The following is a 19304-nucleotide window of genomic DNA, read 5'->3' as shown; positions in this document are numbered from 1 at the left end:
CGTCTGGTCCACTCGCGGCGGCGTCCTCCTGACCGTATGTACATAGCCATGAACGGCCCTCGCCCGCCCCATGTCAACCTCGGGAGGGTAAACCGTCCCGCGACCGTGACATCCCGCCGCCCGGACGACCCGCCGGGTCAGGACTCCAGGCCGAGGCGGACGGCGGCCTCCCGCCAGCGGGCCTCGTCGCCGGACGGCTCGTACCGGCAGAGGTCCTGGGTGGCGGCGACCAGGGCGCGGGCCTCGGCCAGGCCGGCGACGACCCCGTGCGCACGCGCCTGGGTCAGGACGTTGCCGAGCGCCGTCGCCTCGACCGGACCGGCCACGACCGGGAGGCCGCTGGCGTCGGCGGTCAGCCGGCACAGCAGGTCGTTGCGGCTGCCGCCGCCCACCAGGTGGACGACCTCGATCTCGCGCCCGGACAGCCGGGACGCCTGGCGGAGCGTGACGCGGTGCGCGAGGGCGAGGCTGTCCACGACGCAGCGGACGGTCTCGGCGCGCGTGGCCGGCTCGGGGAACCCGCGGCGGCGGCAGTGCGCGGCGATGCGGGCGGGCATGTCGCCGGGCGGCAGGAACTCCGGGTCGTCGGGGTCGATGAGCGAGCGCAGCCCCGGGAGCCGCGCGGCCTCGGCGAGCAGCGCGGGCAGGTCGGGGTTCCCCCAGGTCCGCAGGGACTCCTGGAGCAGCCACAGGCCCATCACGTTGCGCAGGTAGCGGACGGTCCCGTCGATGCCGCCCTCGTTGGTGAAGTTGGCCTTGCGGCTTTCCTCGGTCAGCACGGGGGCGTCCAGTTCCACGCCGACCAGCGACCAGGTGCCGCACGAGATGTAGCCGAACCGCTCGGTGGCGGCGGGCACGGCGGCGACCGCGGACGCGGTGTCGTGCGAGCCGACCGCCGTGACCTGGAGGGCGCCATGGCCGGTCTCGGCCATCACGTCCGGGCGGAGGGTCCCGATGGCCGAGCCCGGCTCGCGGAGCGGCGGGAGGATCTTCGCGGGGAGGTCCAGCCTGTCCAGGAGGTCCCGCGACCAGGTGCCGTCGCGGACGTCCAGCAGACCGGTCGTGGAGGCGTTGGTGCGCTCGGCGCCGGCCTCGCCCGTCAGCCAGTAGGCCAGCAGGTCCGGGACGAGCAGCAGCGTGGCGGCCCGGGACAGGTCGTCCGCCGCGAGCTGGTAGATCGTGTTGAACGGCAGGAACTGCAACCCCGACGTCCGGTAGAGGAGGTCGTCGCCCAGCTCGGTGCGGACCCGCTCCATCACGCCGTCGGTGCGTGCGTCGCGGTAGTGGACGGGGTTGCCGAGCAGCCTGCCCTCCGCGTCGAGGAGCCCGTAGTCGACCGCCCACGAGTCGATGCCGATCGACGCGAGCCCGCACGGCGCGGCGCGCAGGCCGTCCAGGACGTTGCCGTAGAGGCCGAGGATGTCCCAGTACAGGGTCCCGCTGACCCGGACGGGGCGGTTCGGGAAACGGCGGATCTCCTCCAGGGCGAGGGTGCCCGCGCCGACGCGCCCGGCCATGACCCGCCCGCTGGACGCCCCGAGATCGACGGCCGCGAACGTCGCGGCGCTCATCGCTTCACTCATTGGACGACCAATACCTCCAGAGTCCGGGGCCCGTGCACGCCCTCCACACGGGACAACTCGATGTCGCTCGTCGCGGACGGGCCCGACACGAACGTGAGCGGACGGCCCGGGTCGAGCCGTTCGAGCGCCTCCGGCACGTCGGCGGCGACCTGGTCGGCGAGGACGACGATCAGGTGGTAGTCGGGCACGAGCGACAGGGCGCGCGGCCCCTGGGCGGCGCCGTGGTCCAGCACGATGGTCCCCGTCTCGGCGACCGCGGCCGCGCAGCCGGTGACCGCTCCGGCGAGGCCGTCGAGCGAAGCGACCGACGGGTCGTGCACGAGCGCCGCGCCGGTCGTGGACGTCCACTCCGGCGGCAGGTCGGACGGGACCCCGTACGCGCCGGGACGGGCCGCGAGCCGTTCGGCGACGGCCGCGGCGACCTCGGACGCGGCGACGCGCAGGACGTTCGCGCGGTAGTCGGCGACCCGCTCGGCGAACAGGTCGAGGATCCCGTCCTCGTGGTGGCGGCGCAGATAACCGCGGTCGATCCGGTTATAGGAGGCCGCGACCTCGGCGGCGGACCGGGTCGGCGCCGCCTTCTCGATCCGGCGCAGGATCTCCTCGCGCGCGTTCACCGGTCCCCCTCCTCGCGTCCGCCGCCGGTCCGGGCCCACCAGGCGCGGAACGACTCGGGCGGCGGCGCGGGCGCGTCCCGCGTCTCGGTCCACGCGCCCAGCGGCCCGGGCAGCCGCCGGATCCGGCCGCCGCGCGCCACGACGCGGCGGCTCGCGGACGCGGCGCGCTGCGCGAGCGCGAGCCGGGTGGGGGAGCGCAGCGTCCACCCGGCCGCCGTCATCGCCACCCGCTCCAGCGGGTGGCGCGGCCCCTTCTCGACGGCGCGGGCCCGCAGGTGCACGAGCACCTCCGGGATGTCGATGGCGACCGGGCACGCCTCGAAGCAGGCCCCGCACAGCGACGACGCGTACGGCAGCGACGCGTCCACCTCCGACCCGATCCCTCTGATCTGCGGGGACAGGATCGCGCCGATCGGCCCGGGGTAGGGCGACCCGTAGGCGTGGCCGCCCGCGCGCTGGTAGACCGGGCACACGTTCAGGCACGCCGAGCAGCGGATGCAGCGCAGCGCCTGCCGGCCCACCTCGTCGGCCAGGGTGTCGGTGCGGCCGTTGTCCAGGAGGACGAGGTGGAAGTCGCGCGGGCCGTCGCCGGGGGAGACGCCCGTCCAGGTGGAGGTGTAGGGGTTCATCCGCTCGGCGGTGGACGAGCGGGGCAGCAGCTGCAGGAACACCTCCAGGTCCCGCCAGCTCGGCACGATCTTCTCCACGCCCATCACCGAGATGAGCGTCTCCGGGAGCGTCAGGCACATCCGGCCGTTGCCCTCCGACTCCAGCACGACGAGCGTGCCGGTGTCGGCGACCGCGAAGTTCACCCCCGACACCCCGACCTTCGCCGACAGGAACTTGGCGCGCAGGTGCCGCCGGGCCGCCTCGGCCAGCTCGGCGGGCGCGTCCGTCAGCCCCTCGGGCGCGTCGTCCATCGTGCGCAGGAAGATGTCGCGGATGTCGGACCGGTTGCGGTGGATGGCCGGGACGAGGATGTGCGACGGCCGGTCGTCGCCGAGCTGGACGATCAGCTCCGCCAGGTCGGTCTCGTAGGCGGTGATGCCCTCCTCGGCGAGGAACTCGTTGAGGCCGATCTCCTGCGTCGCCATCGACTTGACCTTGACGACCTCGGTCTCGCCGGTGGCCTTCACCAGGTCGGCGACGATCCGGTTGGCCTCCGCCGCGTCGCGCGCCCAGTGCACCGTCCCACCGGCCTCGGTGACCTTCTCCTCCAGCAGCGGCAGGTAGTGGCCGAGGTTCGCCAGGACGTGGTCCTTGATCTGCTTGCCGGCCTCGCGGAGCGCGTCCCAGTCGTCCAGCTCCGCCACCGCGGCGGCGCGCCGCCCCCGGATCGTGGTGGTGGCGTGCGCCAGGTTGCCGCGCAGCCGCGCGTCCCCCACCGCGCGCCGCGCCGCCTCCGGGAACGACGGCATACCTAGATAGGTCGGCATCGCCGGGGAGGTCATACGGGGTCCTCCTCTGTGGAAGCGAGGATCTCGGCCAGGTGGACGGTGCGCACCCCGGCGCGGGTGCGGGTGAGCGCGCCGCCGATGTGCATCAGGCAGGAGTTGTCCGCCGCGCACAGCGCCTCGGCCCCGGTCGCGCGGACGGCGGTGACCTTGTCGGCGCACATCGCGGCCGACACCTCGGAGTTCTTCAGCGCGAACGTCCCGCCGAACCCGCAGCACTCCGCCGCGTCCGGGAGCTCGACCAGGTCGATGCCGCGGACCTCGCGCAGCAGCCGCAGCGGGCGGTCGCCGACGTGCAGCATCCGCAGCGAGTGGCACGTCGGGTGGTAGGTGACGCGGTGCGGGAAGTAGGCGCCGACGTCGGTGACGCCGAGGACGTCCACCAGGAACTCCGACAGCTCGTACACGCGGGAGGCGACCCCGGCGGTGCGCGGCGCGAGCCTCGGGTGCCAGTCGCGGATCATCGCCGCGCAGGACGCGGACGGCGTCACCACCGCGTCGTAGGGCTCGAACGTCTCCGCGAACCCCTTCACCATCGGCAGCGCCTGCCGGCGGTAGCCGGTGTTGAGGTGCATCTGCCCGCAGCAGGTCTGCGATTCGGGGAACTCGACGTCGTGGCCGAGGCGCCGCAGCAGCTTCACCACCGCCTTGCCCGTCCCCGGGAACATCGTGTCGTTGACGCAGGTGAGGAACAGCGCGACTTTCATACGTTCGCCTTTTCGGGGGGCGACCCCCAACGCCCCCCGGCTCGCTCCGCTCATTTGAGGTCTCCCAGGACCGACCGGCTCGACTCGCGGACGACGAGTTCGGGCTGGAACATGACCTGCTGGTGGGCGTGCCCGGCCGACCCGTCGCACTCCTCCAGCAGCAGCTCGGTCGCGATCCGGCCGAGCTGGTAGGTGGGCTGCCGCACCGAGCTGAGCGGGACGGCGGCCGCGGCCGAGAACTCGATGTCGTCGTACCCGATCAGCGCGACGTCACCCGGCACCTTGACCCCGGCCTGCAGCAGGACGCGCAGCACGCCGAGCGCGAGCAGGTCGTTCGCGCAGAAGATCGCGTCGGGCAGCGGGGGACCGGCCTCCAGCAGCCGCCGGGCCGCCTCCTGCCCGGACCGCGCGTTCATCGCCCCGACGGCGACCTCGCGCATGGCGTCGCGGCCGAGCCCGGCGGCGCGCAGCGCCCGCTGGGCGCCGGTGCGCCGGTCGGCGCACTGGCGCAGCACCGTCGGGCCGGTGACGAACGCCAGCGTCCGGGCGCCCGCGTCCAGCAGTTCGGCGACCGCGAGCTCGCCGCCCGCGACGTCGTCCACGGCGACCGAGCACTGGTTGGCGCGCGGCGTCGGATGGTCGAGCAGCACGACGGGGACGCCGCGCTCGCGCAGCTGGTCGGCCGCCTCGCCGTCGTCGCCGACCGGGGTCAGCAGGACGCCCCGGACCCGCTGCTCGGCGAACACCCGCAGGTTGCGCAGCTCCCGCTCCTCCGACTCGCTGGAGGAGGACAGGATCACCGCGTAGCCGCGCTCGCTGGCGATGTCCTCCACGCCGCGCGCCACGTCGGTGAAGAACGGGTTGGCGAGGTCGAGGACCATCAGCCCGATCGTGCTGCTGTGCCCGGCGCGCAGCGTGGACGCCGAGCCGTTGCGCACGAAGCCGAGGGCGCGGATCGCCTCCTCGACGCGGATCCGGGTCGCCTCGGCGACCCGCTCGGGCCGGTTGAGCACGTTGGACACGGTGCCCGGAGACACCCCGGCGTGCGCCGCGACCTGCTTGATCCCGACCGTCCGGCCCGGCGGCGCGGAGCGGCCGGTCTGGTCTGCGCCCAATCTGTGTGCCCCCGAGTCGTCCGCTGGTGTGTCGCCGCTCACTGTGAATCATCTGATTAAAACGTGTCAACCCGAAACCGGGAACCGGGGCCGCCGAACCCGGTCGGCCGGTCCCGGCCGGAGCGACTTCGAAAACTCGCCCTGCCCTTGCGAGTACGGGCTTCTCGGCACGTCGGGCGGAGGCGGCCGGGATTTCACCCCTTGACGGGTGCTCCGGGTCACATCTAGCGTCCTCCGCAACATCTCGTTAAAACGTTTTTCATCTGTACGTCACAGACGTCCCCCGCGAGGAGGGCCGCGATGGGTGCACCGGGCCGGTCGGCGCCGCCGACATTGGCACTGGTCAACGTGAGTAAGTCGTTCGGTGCGGTACGCGCCCTGCAGGGCGTCACCCTGGAGCTGCACGCGGGCGAGGTGCACGCGCTGGCGGGAGAGAACGGGGCCGGCAAGTCCACGGTCGTAAAAACGTTCGCAGGCGTGCACCGCCCCGACGCGGGCGAGGTGCGGGTGGACGGCGAGCCGGTGGCCTTCAACAGCCCCGCCGACGCGCAGGCCGCCGGCGTCGCGGTCATCTACCAGGAGCCCACGCTGTTCCCCGACCTGTCGGTCGCCGAGAACATCTTCATGGGCCGCCAGCCGCGCGGCGCGCTCGGCCGCATCGACCGCCGCGCCATGCACGCCGAGACGGCGCGGCTGTTCGAGCGGCTCGGCGTCGCGCTGGACCCGCAGCAGCCCGCCCGCGGCCTGTCGATCGCCGACCAGCAGGTCGTCGAGATCGCCAAGGCCATCTCCCGGGACGCGCGGGTGCTCATCATGGACGAGCCGACCGCGGCGCTCACCGGCCAGGAGGTCGCCCGCCTGTTCGCGGTCACCCGCAGCCTGCAGGAGCACGGCTGCGCGGTGCTGTTCATCTCGCACCGGCTGGAGGAGATCTTCGAGATCTGCCGGCGGGTGACGACGCTGCGCGACGGCGCCTACGTCGGCACCGACATGGTCGCCGACCTCACGCCCGACGACCTCGTCCGCCGGATGGTCGGCCGCGACCTCGACGCGCTCTACCCCAAGCAGGACGTGGCGCCCGGCGAGGTCGCGCTGAAGGTGCACCGGCTGACCCGCGAGGGCGCCTTCACCGACGTCTCCTTCGAGGTCCGCCGCGGCGAGATCGTCGCGCTGGCCGGGCTGGTCGGCGCCGGCCGCAGCGAGGTCGCCCGCGCCGTCTTCGGCGTGGACCGCTGGGACGCCGGGTCCGTCGAGGTCGGCGGCCGCGAGCTCCCCCCGGGCAGCCCCACCGCCGCGATGTCGGCCGGGCTGGCGCTCGTCCCCGAGGACCGCCGCCAGCAGGGACTGGTCATGGACATGTCGATCGAGCGGAACATGGGCCTCACCCAGTTGAGGACGCTGCGCCGCGAGACCGGGCGCGGAGGCCTGATCTCCCGGAAGGTGGAGCGCAGCCGCGCAGCCGACTGGGGCCTGCGCCTCCAGCTGAAGTACTCCAAGCTCACCGACGTCGTCGGCGTCCTGTCGGGCGGCAACCAGCAGAAGGTCGTGCTCGCCAAGTGGCTGGCCACCGAGCCCGACGTGCTGATCGTGGACGAGCCGACCCGCGGCATCGACGTCGGTACCAAGGCCGAGGTGCACCGGCTGCTGTCGGAGCTCGCCGCGCAGGACCTCGCGGTGCTGATGATCTCCTCCGACCTGCCGGAGGTGCTCGGCATGGCCGACCGCATCCTCGTCATGCACGAGGGCCGGCTGACCGCCGAGATCGCCCGCGCCGACGCGACCGAAGAGAGCGTGATGGCCGCCGCGACCGGCCGCCCCGGCACCGGAAAGGCGGCCTGACCCCATGACCGTCCTCACCCAGTCACCGGCCAGGCCGGAGTCGGGCGGCCCGCCGGGCGGCGGGCGGCGCCTCGTCGAGATGGTGCTGCGCGCCCGCGAGCTGAGCATCCTCGGTGCGCTGGTCCTGCTCGTCCTCGGCACGACGATCGCCAACCCGCGGTTCATGTCCGGCCAGGGCCTCAAGGACATCTTCCTCAACGCCTCGATCCTCGTCCTGCTCGCCGTCGGGCAGAGCATGGTCGTCGTCACCCGCAACATCGACCTGTCGGTCGGGTCCGTCGTCGGGCTCGTCGCCTTCACCGCCGGGAAGTACGCCTCCGGCGGGGACCGCAACGTCGTGCTGGTCGTGCTGGTGGGCGTCGGGATCGGCCTGCTGTGCGGCCTGGTGAACGGGCTGCTGGTCAGCTTCTGCCGCGTCCCCGCCCTCGTCGTCACCCTCGGCACCCTGTACGTGATCCAGGGGCTGGACTACCGCATCGCGCACGGCCAGCAGATCGGCGCCGCCGACCTGCCGGCCTCGCTGCTGAGCCTCGGCAACGACGGGATCCTCGGCGTCCCCTACCTGCCGATCATCACCGTGCTCGTGATGCTGGCGGTCGGCTACTACCTGCGCTCCTACTCCTCCGGGCGCGAGTACTACGCGATCGGGTCCAGCCCGGAGGCCGCGATGCTCGCCGGCGTGCCGATCCGCCGCCGCGTCCTCACCGCCTACCTGGTCAGCGGCGCCCTCGCCGGGCTCGCCGGGGTGCTGTGGCTCGCCCGGTTCGGCACCGTCGTCGCCGACGCCGCGAACGGCTGGGAGCTGAAGGTCGTCAGCGCCGTCGTCGTCGGCGGCGTCGCCATCACCGGCGGCGTCGGCACCGTCTACGGGGCGGCGCTCGGCGCGCTGCTGCTCACCACCATCGGCAGCGTGCTGGTGGTGCTCAAGGTCAACTCGTTCTGGCAGGACGCGATCACCGGCGTGCTGCTGCTGCTGGCCATCAGCGTCGACCGGCTGCTGGCCCTGCGCGTCACCCGGGCGCTGAAACAGCGTTCGCTGGCCTCCGCCGCGCACCGCGCCGCCGCCCCGGAGAGCAAGGAGGGACGGTCATGAGCCGCCTGATGCGGTGGGAGACCGCCGTCACCGCGCTGCTGGTCCTGGTCTTCGCGGGCGGCGCCGGGTTCTCGCCCGACTTCGCGAACAACGACAACCTGTCGTTCGCGCTGGACGACCTGAGCGAGATCGCGCTGATCGCGCTGCCGATGACGCTGCTGGTCGTGTGCGGGCAGGTCGACCTGTCGGTCGCCTCCATCCTCGGGCTGTGCAGCGCCCTCACCGGCAAGCTGTGGGACGGCGGCATGGCCATCGAGACGATCATCCCGGTGGTGCTGGTCGTCGGCGTCGTCTGCGGGCTGGTGAACGGCCTGCTCGTGACCAGGCTCGGGCTGCCGTCCCTCGCCGTCACCATCGGCACGCTGACCCTCTACCGGGGCCTGGCGTACGTGACGCTCGGCACCGGGGCGATCTCGGAGTTCCCCACCGCCTACACCGATCTCGCGACGTCCTCCATCCCGGGCACGCCGATCCCGTACCCGGTCGCGCTGTTCGTCGTGCTGGCCGCCGTCACCGGCGTCGTCCTACACGCCACCGGAATCGGGCGGTCGCTGTTCGCGATCGGCTCCCAGGAGGACGCGGCGTACTTCGCCGGCATCCGGGTCAAGCGCATCAAGCTGATCCTGTTCGCGGTGTCCGGCCTCGTCGCCGGGTTCGCCGGGATCGTCTACACGCTCCGCTACGGCAGCGCCCGCGCCGACAACGGCATCGGCCTGGAGCTCGCAGTCATCGCGGCGGTGCTGCTCGGCGGCATCGACTTCGACGGCGGCAAGGGCACCCTCGGCGGCGTCATCGCGGCCGTGCTGCTCATCGGCCTGCTCCGCAACCTGCTGATGCTCAGGGACGTGTCCACCGAGGTCCAGTCCATCGTCACCGGGCTGCTGCTCATCATCAGCGTCCTCACCCCGCGGCTGATCGCCGTGGTGCGCGAGGCCCGAGAACGGCGGCGGGGCGCGAGACCCGCGGTCCCCGCCGCCGCGCCCTGACCACCACCGCGCCCTGACCACCATCGCGCACCCACCCCCCGGCCCCCCGCCGCACACCCACCCACCTCAAGCACGACCCCGAACTGTGAAAGGCAACCCTGATGACCATTCGTTTGCGCGCCCCGCGCCGGCTGCTGGCCGCCGCCACGGCGAGCGCCCTGGCCCTCAGCCTGGCCGCCTGCGGCGGGACCACCAAGGACTCCGCGTCCGACTCGGGGGACGCCAAGGCCGGGGGCAACGCGTCCGCGAACCCGAACGCGCCGCTGAAGAAGGGCCTGAAGCTGGCCTTCCTCCCCAAGCAGGTCAACAACCCCTACGAGACGATCGTCGACAACGCCGGCATCGCGGCGGCCAAGGAGTTCGGCGGCGAGGCCAAGGAGGTCGGCCCGTCCGACGCGTCCGCGTCCTCGCAGGTCTCCTACATCAACACCCTGGTCCAGCAGCGGCACGACGCCATCCTCATCGCCGCCAACGACGAGAACGCGGTGTGCGGCCCGCTCAAGCAGGCGCGCGCCAAGAAGATCAAGATCGTGGCCTACGACTCCGACACCAACCCCGACTGCCGGGACGTGTTCATCAACCAGGCCAGCTCCGAGGAGATCGGCCGCAGCGAGGTCAAGCTGCTGGCCGAGCAGATCGGCAGCGAGGGCGAGATCGCGATCCTGTCGGCGACCGCGAACGCCACGAACCAGAACACCTGGATCAAGTTCATGCAGGACGAGCTCAAGAAGCCCGAGTACTCGAAGATGAAGCTCGTCAAGGTGGCCTACGGCGACGACGACGACCAGAAGTCGTTCCAGCAGACCCAGGGCCTGCTGCAGGCGTACCCGAACCTGAAGGGCATCATCTCGCCCACCACGGTCGGCATCGCCGCCGCCGCCCGCTACATCTCCGGCTCCAAGTACAAGGGCAAGGTCGCGCTGACCGGCCTCGGCACCCCCGACCAGATGCGCAAGTTCGTCAAGGACGGCACGGTCAAGGGGTTCGAGCTCTGGGACCCGAAGAACCTCGGCTACCTCGCCGCGTACGCGGCGGCGGCCCTGTCGTCCGGCCAGATCACCGGCGCGGAGGGCGAGAAGTTCAAGGCGGGCAAGCTCGGCGAGCGCACGATCGGCGCCAACGGCGAGGTGATCCTCGGCCCGCCGACGGTGTTCGACGCCAAGAACATCGACCAGTACCACTTCTGACCCTGAGCGACGCGAACCGGGGGGCGGGGGGCTTCGCCCCCCACAAGGAGACGCCCCTATGTCCGGACGCACGAAGCGCGTCTGCTTCCTGCTGAAGGTCAGGCAGGACCGCCTGGAGGAGTACAAGCTGCGCCACCAGGCGGTCTGGCCCGACATGCTCAACGCCCTGCGCGACACCGGCTGGCACAACTACTCGCTGTTCCTGCGCGAGGACGGCCTCCTCGTCGGCTACCTGGAGACCGACGACTTCGAGGCGGCCCAGGAGGCGATGGCCCGCACCGAGGTGAACGCGCGGTGGCAGGCGGAGATGGCGCAGTTTTTCGAGGACCTCGACGGCCGCCCCGACGAGGGGATGCGGCCGCTCACCGAGGTCTTCCACCTGGACTAGCCGGTGACCGGATAGGAGAGAGGCAAACCGTGAACGACACCAGCGCGGTGAAGGACGCCCTGCGCCGCCAGCAGATCGAGACTCCCTCGTGGGCGTACGGGAACTCGGGGACCCGGTTCAAGGTCTTCGCCCAGCGGGGCGTGCCGCGCACCCCGCAGGAGAAGATCGACGACGCCGCGCAGGTGCACCGGTTCACCGGCGTCGCGCCCAGCGTGGCGGTCCACATCCCCTGGGACCGGGTGGACGACTACGCCGCGCTGGCCGCCCACGCCAAGGAGCGGGGCGTGCGGATCGGTGCGGTGAACACCAACGTCTTCCAGGACGACGACTACATGCTCGGCAGCGTCACCAACCCCGACCCCGCCGTCCGCCGCAAGGCCCTCGACCACCTGCTCGAGGCGGTCGACATCATGGACGCGACCGGCTCCCGCGACCTGAAGCTGTGGTTCTCCGACGGCACGAACTACCCGGGGCAGGACGACATCCGCACCCGGCAGGACCGGATGGCCGAGGCCCTCGCCACCGTCTACGAGCGGCTCGGCGACGACCAGCGGTTCCTGCTGGAGTACAAGCTGTTCGAGCCGGCGTTCTACATGACCGACCTGCCGGACTGGGGCACCTCCTACGCGCACTGCCTGAAGCTCGGCCCCAAGGCGCAGGTCGTGGTCGACACCGGCCACCACGCGCCCGGCACCAACATCGAGTTCATCGTCGCGTTCCTGCTGCGCGAGGGGAAGCTCGGCGGGTTCGACTTCAACTCCCGCTTCTACGCCGACGACGACCTCATGGTGGGCTCGGCCGACCCGTTCCAGCTGTTCCGCATCATGTACGAGGTGGTGCGCGGCGGGGGCTACGACGCCGAGACGGGCGTGGCGTTCATGCTCGACCAGTGCCACAACATCGAGCCGAAGATCCAGGGCCAGATCCGCTCGGTGATGAACGTCCAGGAGGCCACCGCGAAGGCCCTGCTGGTGGACGCCGACGCCCTGCGCTCGGCGCAGGAGTCCGGTGACGTCCTGGAGGCGAACGCCGTGTTCATGGACGCCTACAACACCGACGTCCGGCCGCTGCTCGCCGAACTGCGCGAGGAGATGGGCCTGCACCCGGACCCGGTCGCCGCCTACAAGGCGTCCGGCTACTACGAGCGGATCGCCGAGGAGCGCAAGGACGGCCAGGCGGCCGGCTGGGGGGCCTGAGCATGGCCGCCGCGCCCGCCGCGCCGTCCGGCAGAACCCGCACGGCGCCCCGCCGCCCCGTCGTCATCGCCGCCGTCGCCGGCCTCGTGCTGGCCGCGGCCGTTCCGGCGCACGCGCTGGAGGAGGCCGCCCTGAGCGTCGGCGGCCTGGAGACCGAGCACGCCACGACCCCGAACGCCGTCTCGGCCGCCAAGCCGAGGTTCGGATGGCTGCTGAACGCCCGCGAGCGCGGCCAGCGCCAGACCGCCTACCGCGTCTCCCTCGCCACCGCCGACGGGGGCCGCACCGTCTGGGACTCGGGCGCGGTCGACTCGGCCCGCGGCTACGACGTCCGCTACGGCGGCCCGGCTCTCGCGCCCGCCACCCGCTACACCTGGCGGGTCAAGGTCGCCGACGCCCGCGGGCACTGGACGCGCTGGAGCGCGGCCACCTGGTTCGAGACCGCGCTCGGCGCGGACGGCTGGCGCGGCGCCTGGATCGGCGCCCCCGAGAACGCCGCGTCCACCCCGGACCTGCGGGGCACCAGCTGGATCTGGTACCCCGAGGGCGACCCCAAGACGCAGGCGCCCGCGGGCTCGCGCTACCTGCGCGGCGCGTTCGACCTGGCCGCGGTGCCCGAGGGCGCCCGCCTGGTCATGACGGCCGACGACGGCTTCACCGCCTGGGTGAACGGCGCCGAGGTCGGCGGGCGCGACCCCGACCCGGTGGCCGAGAACTGGCGGCGCCCGATCGTCGTCGACGTCACCGCCCACCTGCGGACGGGCCGCAACGTCGTCGCCGTCAAGGCGACCAACGGCAAGGCCAGCCCGGCCGGACTCCTCGGGCGCCTCGAACTGCCCGGCCAGGACCCGAAGCAGTTCGACACCGGCGCGGCCTGGCGGGCCGCGAACGAGGAGCCCTCCGGGGACTGGAAGGCGGTCGGCTACGACGACGCGGCCTGGCCGCAGGCGAAGGTGCTGGCGCCCTGGGGCGGTGCTCCCTGGGGCGAGGTGAACCCCGAGAAGCCCACCCTCCCCGAGCCGCTCCTGCGCCGCGACTTCGACGTCGCCGGCAAGAAGATCGCCAAGGCGCGGCTGTACGCGGCGGCCGGCGGCTACGTCGAGCTGAGCCTGAACGGCAGGCGCGTCGGCGACGAGGTGCTCCAGCCCGGGTTCGTCCGCTACGACAAGCGCGTCGAGTACGTCACCCGCGACGTGACCCGCATGCTGCGGCACGGCGGCAACGTGATCGGGGCGCGCCTCGGCCGCGGCTTCTACGGGATGACCCAGAAGAACACCTGGAACTGGCATGCCACGCCGTGGACCGGCGAGCCGCGGCTGCTGGCCCAGCTCGTCGTGACCTACGACGACGGCAGCACCCAGACGGTCGCGACCGACGGGCGGTGGCGCTACGCCGAGGGCCCCGTCCGCTACGACTCCCTCTACGGCGGCGAGACCTACGACGCCCGCGAGGAGAAGCCCGGCTGGGACCGCCCCGGCTTCGACGCCTCCTCCTGGCGGCAGGCGGCGGCCGTGCAGGCCCCGACCGCCACCGTGGTGCCCGAGGAGCACGAGCCGATCAAGGTCGCGCGCACCCTGCGGCCCGTCGCGGTCACCAACCCCAAGCCCGGCGTCCACGTCTTCAAGATGCCCCACAACACCGCCGGGTGGGCGCGCATCCGCGTCAGCGGGCCGCAGGGCGCGACCGTGAGCCTGAAGTACGGCGAGCGGCTCAACTCCGACGGCACCGTCCAGGCCGGCAACGGCCTGGTCACCGGGCGCTTCCAGACCGACGAGTACGTCCTGGCCGGGCGCGGGACGACCGAGACGTGGGAGGCCCGCTACAGCTACAAGGGCTTCCAGTACGTCCAGGTGACCGGCTGGCCGGGGGAGCCGCCCACCGTCGACGACCTCGACGGCCGCGAGGTGCACAGCGCCCTGCGCTCCAACGGCTCGTTCCGCAGCTCCAACGACCTGTTCAACACGGTGGAGGCCGCCACCCGGCAGACCGTCGTCAACAACTGGCACGGCATCCCGACCGACACCCCGATGTACGAGAAGAACGGGTGGACCGGCGACGCCCAGCTCATGGCCGAGATGGAGATGGGCCGGTTCGACCTGCGCCGGCTGTTCGCCAAGTGGATGACCGACCACCGCGACAGCCAGGGCTCCGACGGCGTCATCCCGGGGATCGTGCCCGACAACGGCTGGGGCCTCGGCTCCTACGGCCAGGCGCCGCCATGGCACGCCTCCTTCACCGAGATCCCCTGGCAGATGTACCAGCGGTACGGCGACCGCGACGTCCTCGCCGCGAACTACCCGGCGATGCAGGCCTACCTGGACGGGTGGCTCAAGCGCGCGGACGGCGAGGGGCTCTACCCGAGCAGCCTGAACGACTACCTCGCCCCCGGGTACAACGGCAACACCCCCGAGGACAGGCGCCTGCACGGCACCGCCTACACCTACTCCAACGCGCTGATCATCGCCGGCGTGGCGGAGGTCCTCGGCCGCGGCGACGACGCCGCCCGCTACCGGGCCGCCGCCGCCCGCATCAAGGACGCGTTCAACAAGGCCTTCCTGCGCGGCGACGCCTACGTCACCCGTTCCGACCCCGGCTACCGGCAGACCAACGCGCTCCTCGCCCTGGCCCTCGGCCTCGCGCCGGAGGAGGCGCAGAAGGCCGTCACCGACCGGCTCGTCCGGGACGTGGAGGAGCGCGGCGACCACCTCGACACCGGGGCGCTCGGCACCAAGTACCTGCTGACCGAGCTGACGAAGCGCGGCCACGGCGACCTCGCCTACCGCGTCGCCGACCAGCGCACCTACCCGAGCTGGGGGTACTGGACCGCCAACGGCGCGACCACGCTGTGGGAGCGCTGGGACCTGGACTCGCGGTCCCGCGACCACGTGTTCCTCGGCGGCGCCATCGGCGAGTGGTTCACCGAGGACCTCGCCGGCATCACGCCCGCCGCGCCCGGGTTCGACCGGATCAGGGTCGCGCCGCAGCCGCTCGGCGACCTGGGCTCGGTGGACGCCTCCACGCCCACCCCGCACGGCCCGGTCACCGTCCGCTGGACGAGGTCCGGCGCCGGGTTCGACCTGCGCGTGCGCGTCCCCGTCGGCGCCACCGCCGAGATCGAGCTGCCCGCCGCGGCCGCGGACCGGGTGACCGAGAGCGGGAGGCCGCTGACCGCCGCCGAGGGCGTGCGCGTCCTCGGCACCGGGCGGGGCGCCAACGGCGACGTCGTCCGGGTGGAGGCCGGCTCCGGCGCCTACACCTTCCACGCACGCACATGAAGCCGCGCACGCACATGAAGCCCCGCACGCACCCGACGCAGCACACCCACATGAGGAGAATCCGATGACCGCCACTCCACCCGAGGTGGAGCAGCTGCTGGAACGCGCCAACACCCTCGGCTCGGACCCGCGCAACACCAACTACGCCGGCGGCAACGCGTCCGCGAAGGGCACCGTCACCGACCCCGTGACGGCCCGCGACGTCGAGCTGATGTGGGTGAAGGGCTCGGGCGGCGACCTCGGCACCCTCACCGAGAAGGGCCTGGCCGTGCTGCGGCTGGACCGGATGCGCGCCCTCGTGGACGTCTACCCGGGCGTCGAGCGCGAGGACGAGATGGTCGCCGCGTTCGACTACTGCCTGCACGGCAAGGGCGGCGCCGCGCCGTCCATCGACACCGCCATGCACGGCCTCGTGGAGGCCGCGCACGTCGACCACCTCCACCCCGACTCCGGCATCGCGATCGCGACGGCCGCCGACGGCGAGGAGCTGACGCGGCGAATCTTCGGCGACCGGGTCGCGTGGGTGCCGTGGCGGCGCCCCGGCTTCCAGCTCGGCCTGGACATCGCCGAGATCAAGCGCGCCAACCCCGGCGCCATCGGGGTGGTCCTCGGCGGGCACGGCATCACCGCGTGGGGCGAGACGAGCGAGGAGTGCAAGGCCAACTCGCTCGACATCATCCGCACCGCGGAGGCCTACATCGCCGAGCACGGCAAGGCCGACCCGTTCGGCGAGGTCGTCCACCCGGCGCTGCCCGAGGACCAGCGGCACGCGCGCGCCGCCGCGCTGTTCCCGCTGATCCGTGGCCTGGCGTCGACGGACCGCCCGCAGGTGGGGCACTACACCGACAGCGAGCCGGTCCTGGACTTCGTGTCGCGCGCCGAGCACCCCCGGCTCGCCGCGCTCGGCACGTCCTGCCCGGACCACTTCCTGCGCACCAAGGTCGCGCCGATGGTGCTGGACCTGCCGCCGGACGCCCCGCTCGACGAGGCCAAGGCGCGCCTGAAGGAGCTGCACGCCGCCTACCGCGAGGAGTACGCCGCCTACTACGACCGGCACGCCGGCCCGGACTCGCCGCCGATGCGCGGCGCGGACCCGGCGATCGTGCTGGTCCCGGGCGTCGGGATGTTCTCCTTCGGGGCGAACAAGCAGACCGCGCGGGTCGCCGGCGAGTTCTACGTCAACGCGATCAACGTGATGCGCGGCGCGGAGGCCCTGTCGTCGTACGCGCCGATCGACGAGGCGGAGAAGTTCCGCATCGAGTACTGGGAGCTGGAGGAGGCCAAGCTCCGGCGGATGCCGGCGCCGAAGCCGCTCGCCTCCCGGGTCGCGCTCGTCACCGGCGGCGGCTCCGGCATCGGCGCGGCCACCGCCCGCCGCCTCGCCGCCGAGGGCGCCTGCGTCGTCGTCGCCGACCGGGACCTCGCGGCGGCAGAGAAGGTCGCCGCCGAGATCGGCGCCACCGCGCTGCGCGCAGCCGACGCCGCCGTCGCCGCCGGCGCGGACGTGACGTCCGAGGACGAGATCATCGCGGCCGTCCGGGTCGCGGTCCTGGCGTTCGGCGGAGTGGACCTCGTCGTCAACAACGCGGGCCTGTCCATCTCCAAGCCGCTCCTGGACACGACCACCGCCGACTGGGACCTCCAGCACGACGTCATGGCGCGCGGCTCGTTCCTGGTCTCCCGCGAGACCGCCCGCGTCATGGTGGAGCAGGGGATGGGCGGCGACATCGTCTACATCTCGTCCAAGAACGGGGTGTTCGCCGGGCCGAACAACATCGCCTACGGCGCGACCAAGGCCGACCAGGCGCACCAGGTGCGGCTGCTGGCCGCCGAGCTCGGCGAGCACGGCATCCGCGTCAACGGGGTCAACCCGGACGGCGTCGTCCGCGGCTCCGGGATTTTCGCCGGCGGGTGGGGCGCGAAGCGCGCCGCCGTGTACGGCGTCGAGGAGGAGCGGCTCGGCGAGTTCTACGCCCAGCGGACGCTGCTCAAGCGCGAGGTGCTGCCCGAGCACGTCGCCGCCGCCGTCTTCGCCCTCACCGGCGGGGACCTGACCCACACCACCGGACTGCACATCCCCGTGGACGCCGGCGTCGCCGCCGCGTTCCTGCGCTGAGGAGGACCGTCCCCTTGGAAGGAAGGCCGGCCGGCGGCCCGGACCGCGCGGCCGCGGCGCTCACCCCCGCCGCGGCCGCGCCGTCCCCACCCGGGCCGCCGGCCGTCCTGTCCGGGCCCGCTCGACCAAGTGAACCCGAAGGGACAACGGTGCCGGCGGCGAGGAAGTTCACACGCTCCCTTGTGTCCGTCGTCACGTCCCCGGCGGGGGACGCCGCATCCGGCGGGTCCCGCGCCGGTGGGCATGTCCCCATGGAAGGGGCGTCCGCCGGGCGCCGCACCCTCACCGCCTGCTAGGAGAGGACAAGCAATGGCAGACACGACAGCGCCGCCGCCGGTGAAGGTCGGCCTGGTCGCCGGGGGCCTCGGCGCCTACTGGCCGCAGTTCCCCGACCTGCTGCCGCAGCTCGAGCGGTCCGCCGAGCGCGTCTCGGAGCGGATGCGCGGGCTCGGCGCCGAGGTCGTCGACGTCGGGTTCATCTCCGACGCGCAGGAGGGCGCGGCCGCGGCCGAGCGCCTGCGCGCCGCGGGCTGCGACATCATCGTCGGCTTCCTCACCACCTACATGACCGCGACGATGCTGGTCCCGGTCGCGCAGCGGGCGGACGCGCCCGTCCTGCTGATCAACCTGCAGCCGACCGAGTCGATGGACCACGCGACCTTCGACACCGGGCAGTGGCTCGCCTACTGCGGCGCCTGCCCGCTGCCGGAGATGGCGAACGCGTTCGCGCGCTGCGGCGTCCCGTTCCGCTCGGTGTCGGGGTACCTGGAGGACGAGCGCGCCTGGGCGAGGATCGGCCGCTGGGTGCGCGCCGCCGGGGTCCGCGCGGCGCTGCGGCGGGGCAGGCACGGGCTGATGGGCCACCTGTACCCGGGCATGCTCGACGTCTCCACCGACCTCACGCTCGTCAGCGCCAACTTCGGCGGGCACGTGGAGGTGCTGGAGTTCGACGACCTGCGGGTCAGGGTCGAGAAGGTCACCGAGGCCGAGACGGCCGCCAAGAAGGCCGAGGCCGAGAAGATCTTCGAGCTGGACGCCTCCGTCAACGACGACGACCTGACCTGGGCGGCCCGCGTCTCGGTCGGCCTGGACCGCCTCGTCGAGGACTTCGAGCTGGACAGCCTCGCCTACTACCACCGGGGCCTGGACGGCGAGATCCACGAGCGGCTCGGCGCCGGGATGATCCTCGGCGCGTCGCTGCTCACCGCGCGGGGGATCCCGGCGGCCGGGGAGTACGAGCTGCGCACCTCCCTGGCGATGCTGATCGCCGACCGGCTCGGCGCCGGCGGCTCGTTCACCGAGCTGCAGGCGCTGGACTTCCACCGCGGCCACGTCGAGATGGGCCACGACGGGCCCGCGCACCTGGCGATCAGCGCCTGCCGGCCGCTGCTGCGCGGCCTCGGCGTCTACCACGGCAAGCGCGGCTACGGCGTGTCCGTCGAGTTCGACGTCAAGCACGGCCCGGTCACCGCGTTCGGCGTCATCCAGCGCCGCGACGGCCGGTTCGCGTTCGTCGCGTCCGAGGGCGAGACCGTGGACGGGCCGCTGCTCCAGATCGGCAACACCACCTCCCGAGTCGACTTCGGCTGCGACCCCGGCGAGTGGACCGACGCGTGGTCGGCCACCGGGATCTCCCACCACTGGGCCCTCGGCACCGGCCACCGCGTCGCCGACCTGAAGGCCCTCGCCGACCTCATGGAGATCGAACTCGTCCAAGTGAATCCCTGACGGAACGACACCCGGGCGCG

General features: G+C 72.9%; 14 protein-coding genes. 9 read left to right on the top strand and 5 right to left on the bottom strand.

Annotated elements, in window-relative coordinates:
* Positions 1–137: 137 nt before the first annotated feature.
* Genes ABWI07_RS21235 through ABWI07_RS21215 form a run of 5 tightly spaced genes read right to left on the bottom strand, consistent with a single transcriptional unit; the run spans position 138 to position 5476 of the window.
* Positions 138–1571, bottom strand: coding sequence for a rhamnulokinase (locus tag ABWI07_RS21235; RefSeq protein WP_353819582.1), 1434 nt, complete (start codon positions 1569–1571; stop codon positions 138–140).
* A gap of 8 nt (positions 1572–1579) precedes the next feature.
* Positions 1580–2200 carry a LutC/YkgG family protein gene (locus ABWI07_RS21230; protein ID WP_353819581.1) on the bottom strand — a complete coding sequence of 207 codons (621 nt, stop codon included), beginning with the start codon at positions 2198–2200 and terminating at the stop codon, positions 1580–1582.
* Positions 2197–3651 carry a LutB/LldF family L-lactate oxidation iron-sulfur protein gene (locus tag ABWI07_RS21225; RefSeq protein ID WP_353819580.1) on the bottom strand — a complete coding sequence of 485 codons (1455 nt, stop codon included), beginning with the start codon at positions 3649–3651 and terminating at the stop codon, positions 2197–2199. Before ABWI07_RS21225 ends, ABWI07_RS21230 begins: the two co-directional genes overlap by 4 nt.
* Positions 3648–4361: a (Fe-S)-binding protein gene (locus ABWI07_RS21220; protein ID WP_149263814.1), complete on the bottom strand. Its 714-nt coding sequence runs from the start codon at positions 4359–4361 to the stop codon at positions 3648–3650. The genes ABWI07_RS21225 and ABWI07_RS21220 overlap by 4 nt, the downstream gene beginning before the upstream one ends.
* 50 nt (positions 4362–4411) lie before the next feature.
* Complete coding sequence (locus ABWI07_RS21215) at positions 4412–5476, bottom strand: LacI family DNA-binding transcriptional regulator (RefSeq protein ID WP_149263815.1); 1065 nt, start codon at positions 5474–5476, stop codon at positions 4412–4414.
* 300 nt (positions 5477–5776) lie between these two features.
* Between ABWI07_RS21215 and ABWI07_RS21210 the strand changes: the two genes are divergently transcribed.
* The 9 genes from ABWI07_RS21210 (at position 5777) to ABWI07_RS21170 (ending at position 19284) form a co-directional block, all read left to right on the top strand.
* Positions 5777–7315 carry a sugar ABC transporter ATP-binding protein gene (locus tag ABWI07_RS21210; protein WP_353819579.1) on the top strand — a complete coding sequence of 513 codons (1539 nt, stop codon included), beginning with the start codon at positions 5777–5779 and terminating at the stop codon, positions 7313–7315.
* Positions 7316–7319: 4 nt separating this feature from the next.
* Positions 7320–8408, top strand: coding sequence for an ABC transporter permease (locus tag ABWI07_RS21205; RefSeq protein WP_353819578.1), 1089 nt, complete (start codon positions 7320–7322; stop codon positions 8406–8408).
* Entirely contained in the window at positions 8405–9394 is a 990-nt protein-coding gene (locus ABWI07_RS21200; protein ID WP_353819577.1) for an ABC transporter permease, read from the top strand. Before ABWI07_RS21205 ends, ABWI07_RS21200 begins: the two co-directional genes overlap by 4 nt.
* A 101-nt stretch (positions 9395–9495) precedes the next feature.
* On the top strand, positions 9496–10581 hold the full coding sequence (gene rhaS / locus ABWI07_RS21195) for a rhamnose ABC transporter substrate-binding protein (RefSeq protein WP_149263819.1): 1086 nt from the start codon (positions 9496–9498) through the stop codon (positions 10579–10581).
* Between the two features lie 58 nt (positions 10582–10639).
* Positions 10640–10969 carry an L-rhamnose mutarotase gene (locus tag ABWI07_RS21190; RefSeq protein WP_141584541.1) on the top strand — a complete coding sequence of 110 codons (330 nt, stop codon included), beginning with the start codon at positions 10640–10642 and terminating at the stop codon, positions 10967–10969.
* A gap of 29 nt (positions 10970–10998) precedes the next feature.
* Positions 10999–12165: an L-rhamnose isomerase gene (rhaI, locus tag ABWI07_RS21185; protein ID WP_353819576.1), complete on the top strand. Its 1167-nt coding sequence runs from the start codon at positions 10999–11001 to the stop codon at positions 12163–12165.
* A 2-nt stretch (positions 12166–12167) separates the two neighbouring features.
* Positions 12168–15440, top strand: coding sequence for a family 78 glycoside hydrolase catalytic domain (locus ABWI07_RS21180; RefSeq protein ID WP_353819575.1), 3273 nt, complete (start codon positions 12168–12170; stop codon positions 15438–15440).
* A 64-nt stretch (positions 15441–15504) separates the two neighbouring features.
* Entirely contained in the window at positions 15505–17556 is a 2052-nt protein-coding gene (locus ABWI07_RS21175; protein ID WP_149263822.1) for a bifunctional aldolase/short-chain dehydrogenase, read from the top strand.
* A 309-nt stretch (positions 17557–17865) separates the two neighbouring features.
* The gene (locus ABWI07_RS21170) at positions 17866–19284 is read left to right on the top strand and encodes an L-fucose/L-arabinose isomerase family protein (protein ID WP_353819574.1); all 1419 of its coding nucleotides are present in this window, start codon (positions 17866–17868) and stop codon (positions 19282–19284) included.
* Positions 19285–19304 lie beyond the last annotated feature (20 nt).

Origin of the sequence: Actinomadura sp. NPDC000600, assembly GCF_040492135.1 — a bacterium.
Taxonomy (GTDB): domain Bacteria; phylum Actinomycetota; class Actinomycetes; order Streptosporangiales; family Streptosporangiaceae; genus Spirillospora.
Note: the sequence above shows the minus strand (reverse complement) of the source record. Positions and strands in the feature narration are given on the sequence as shown.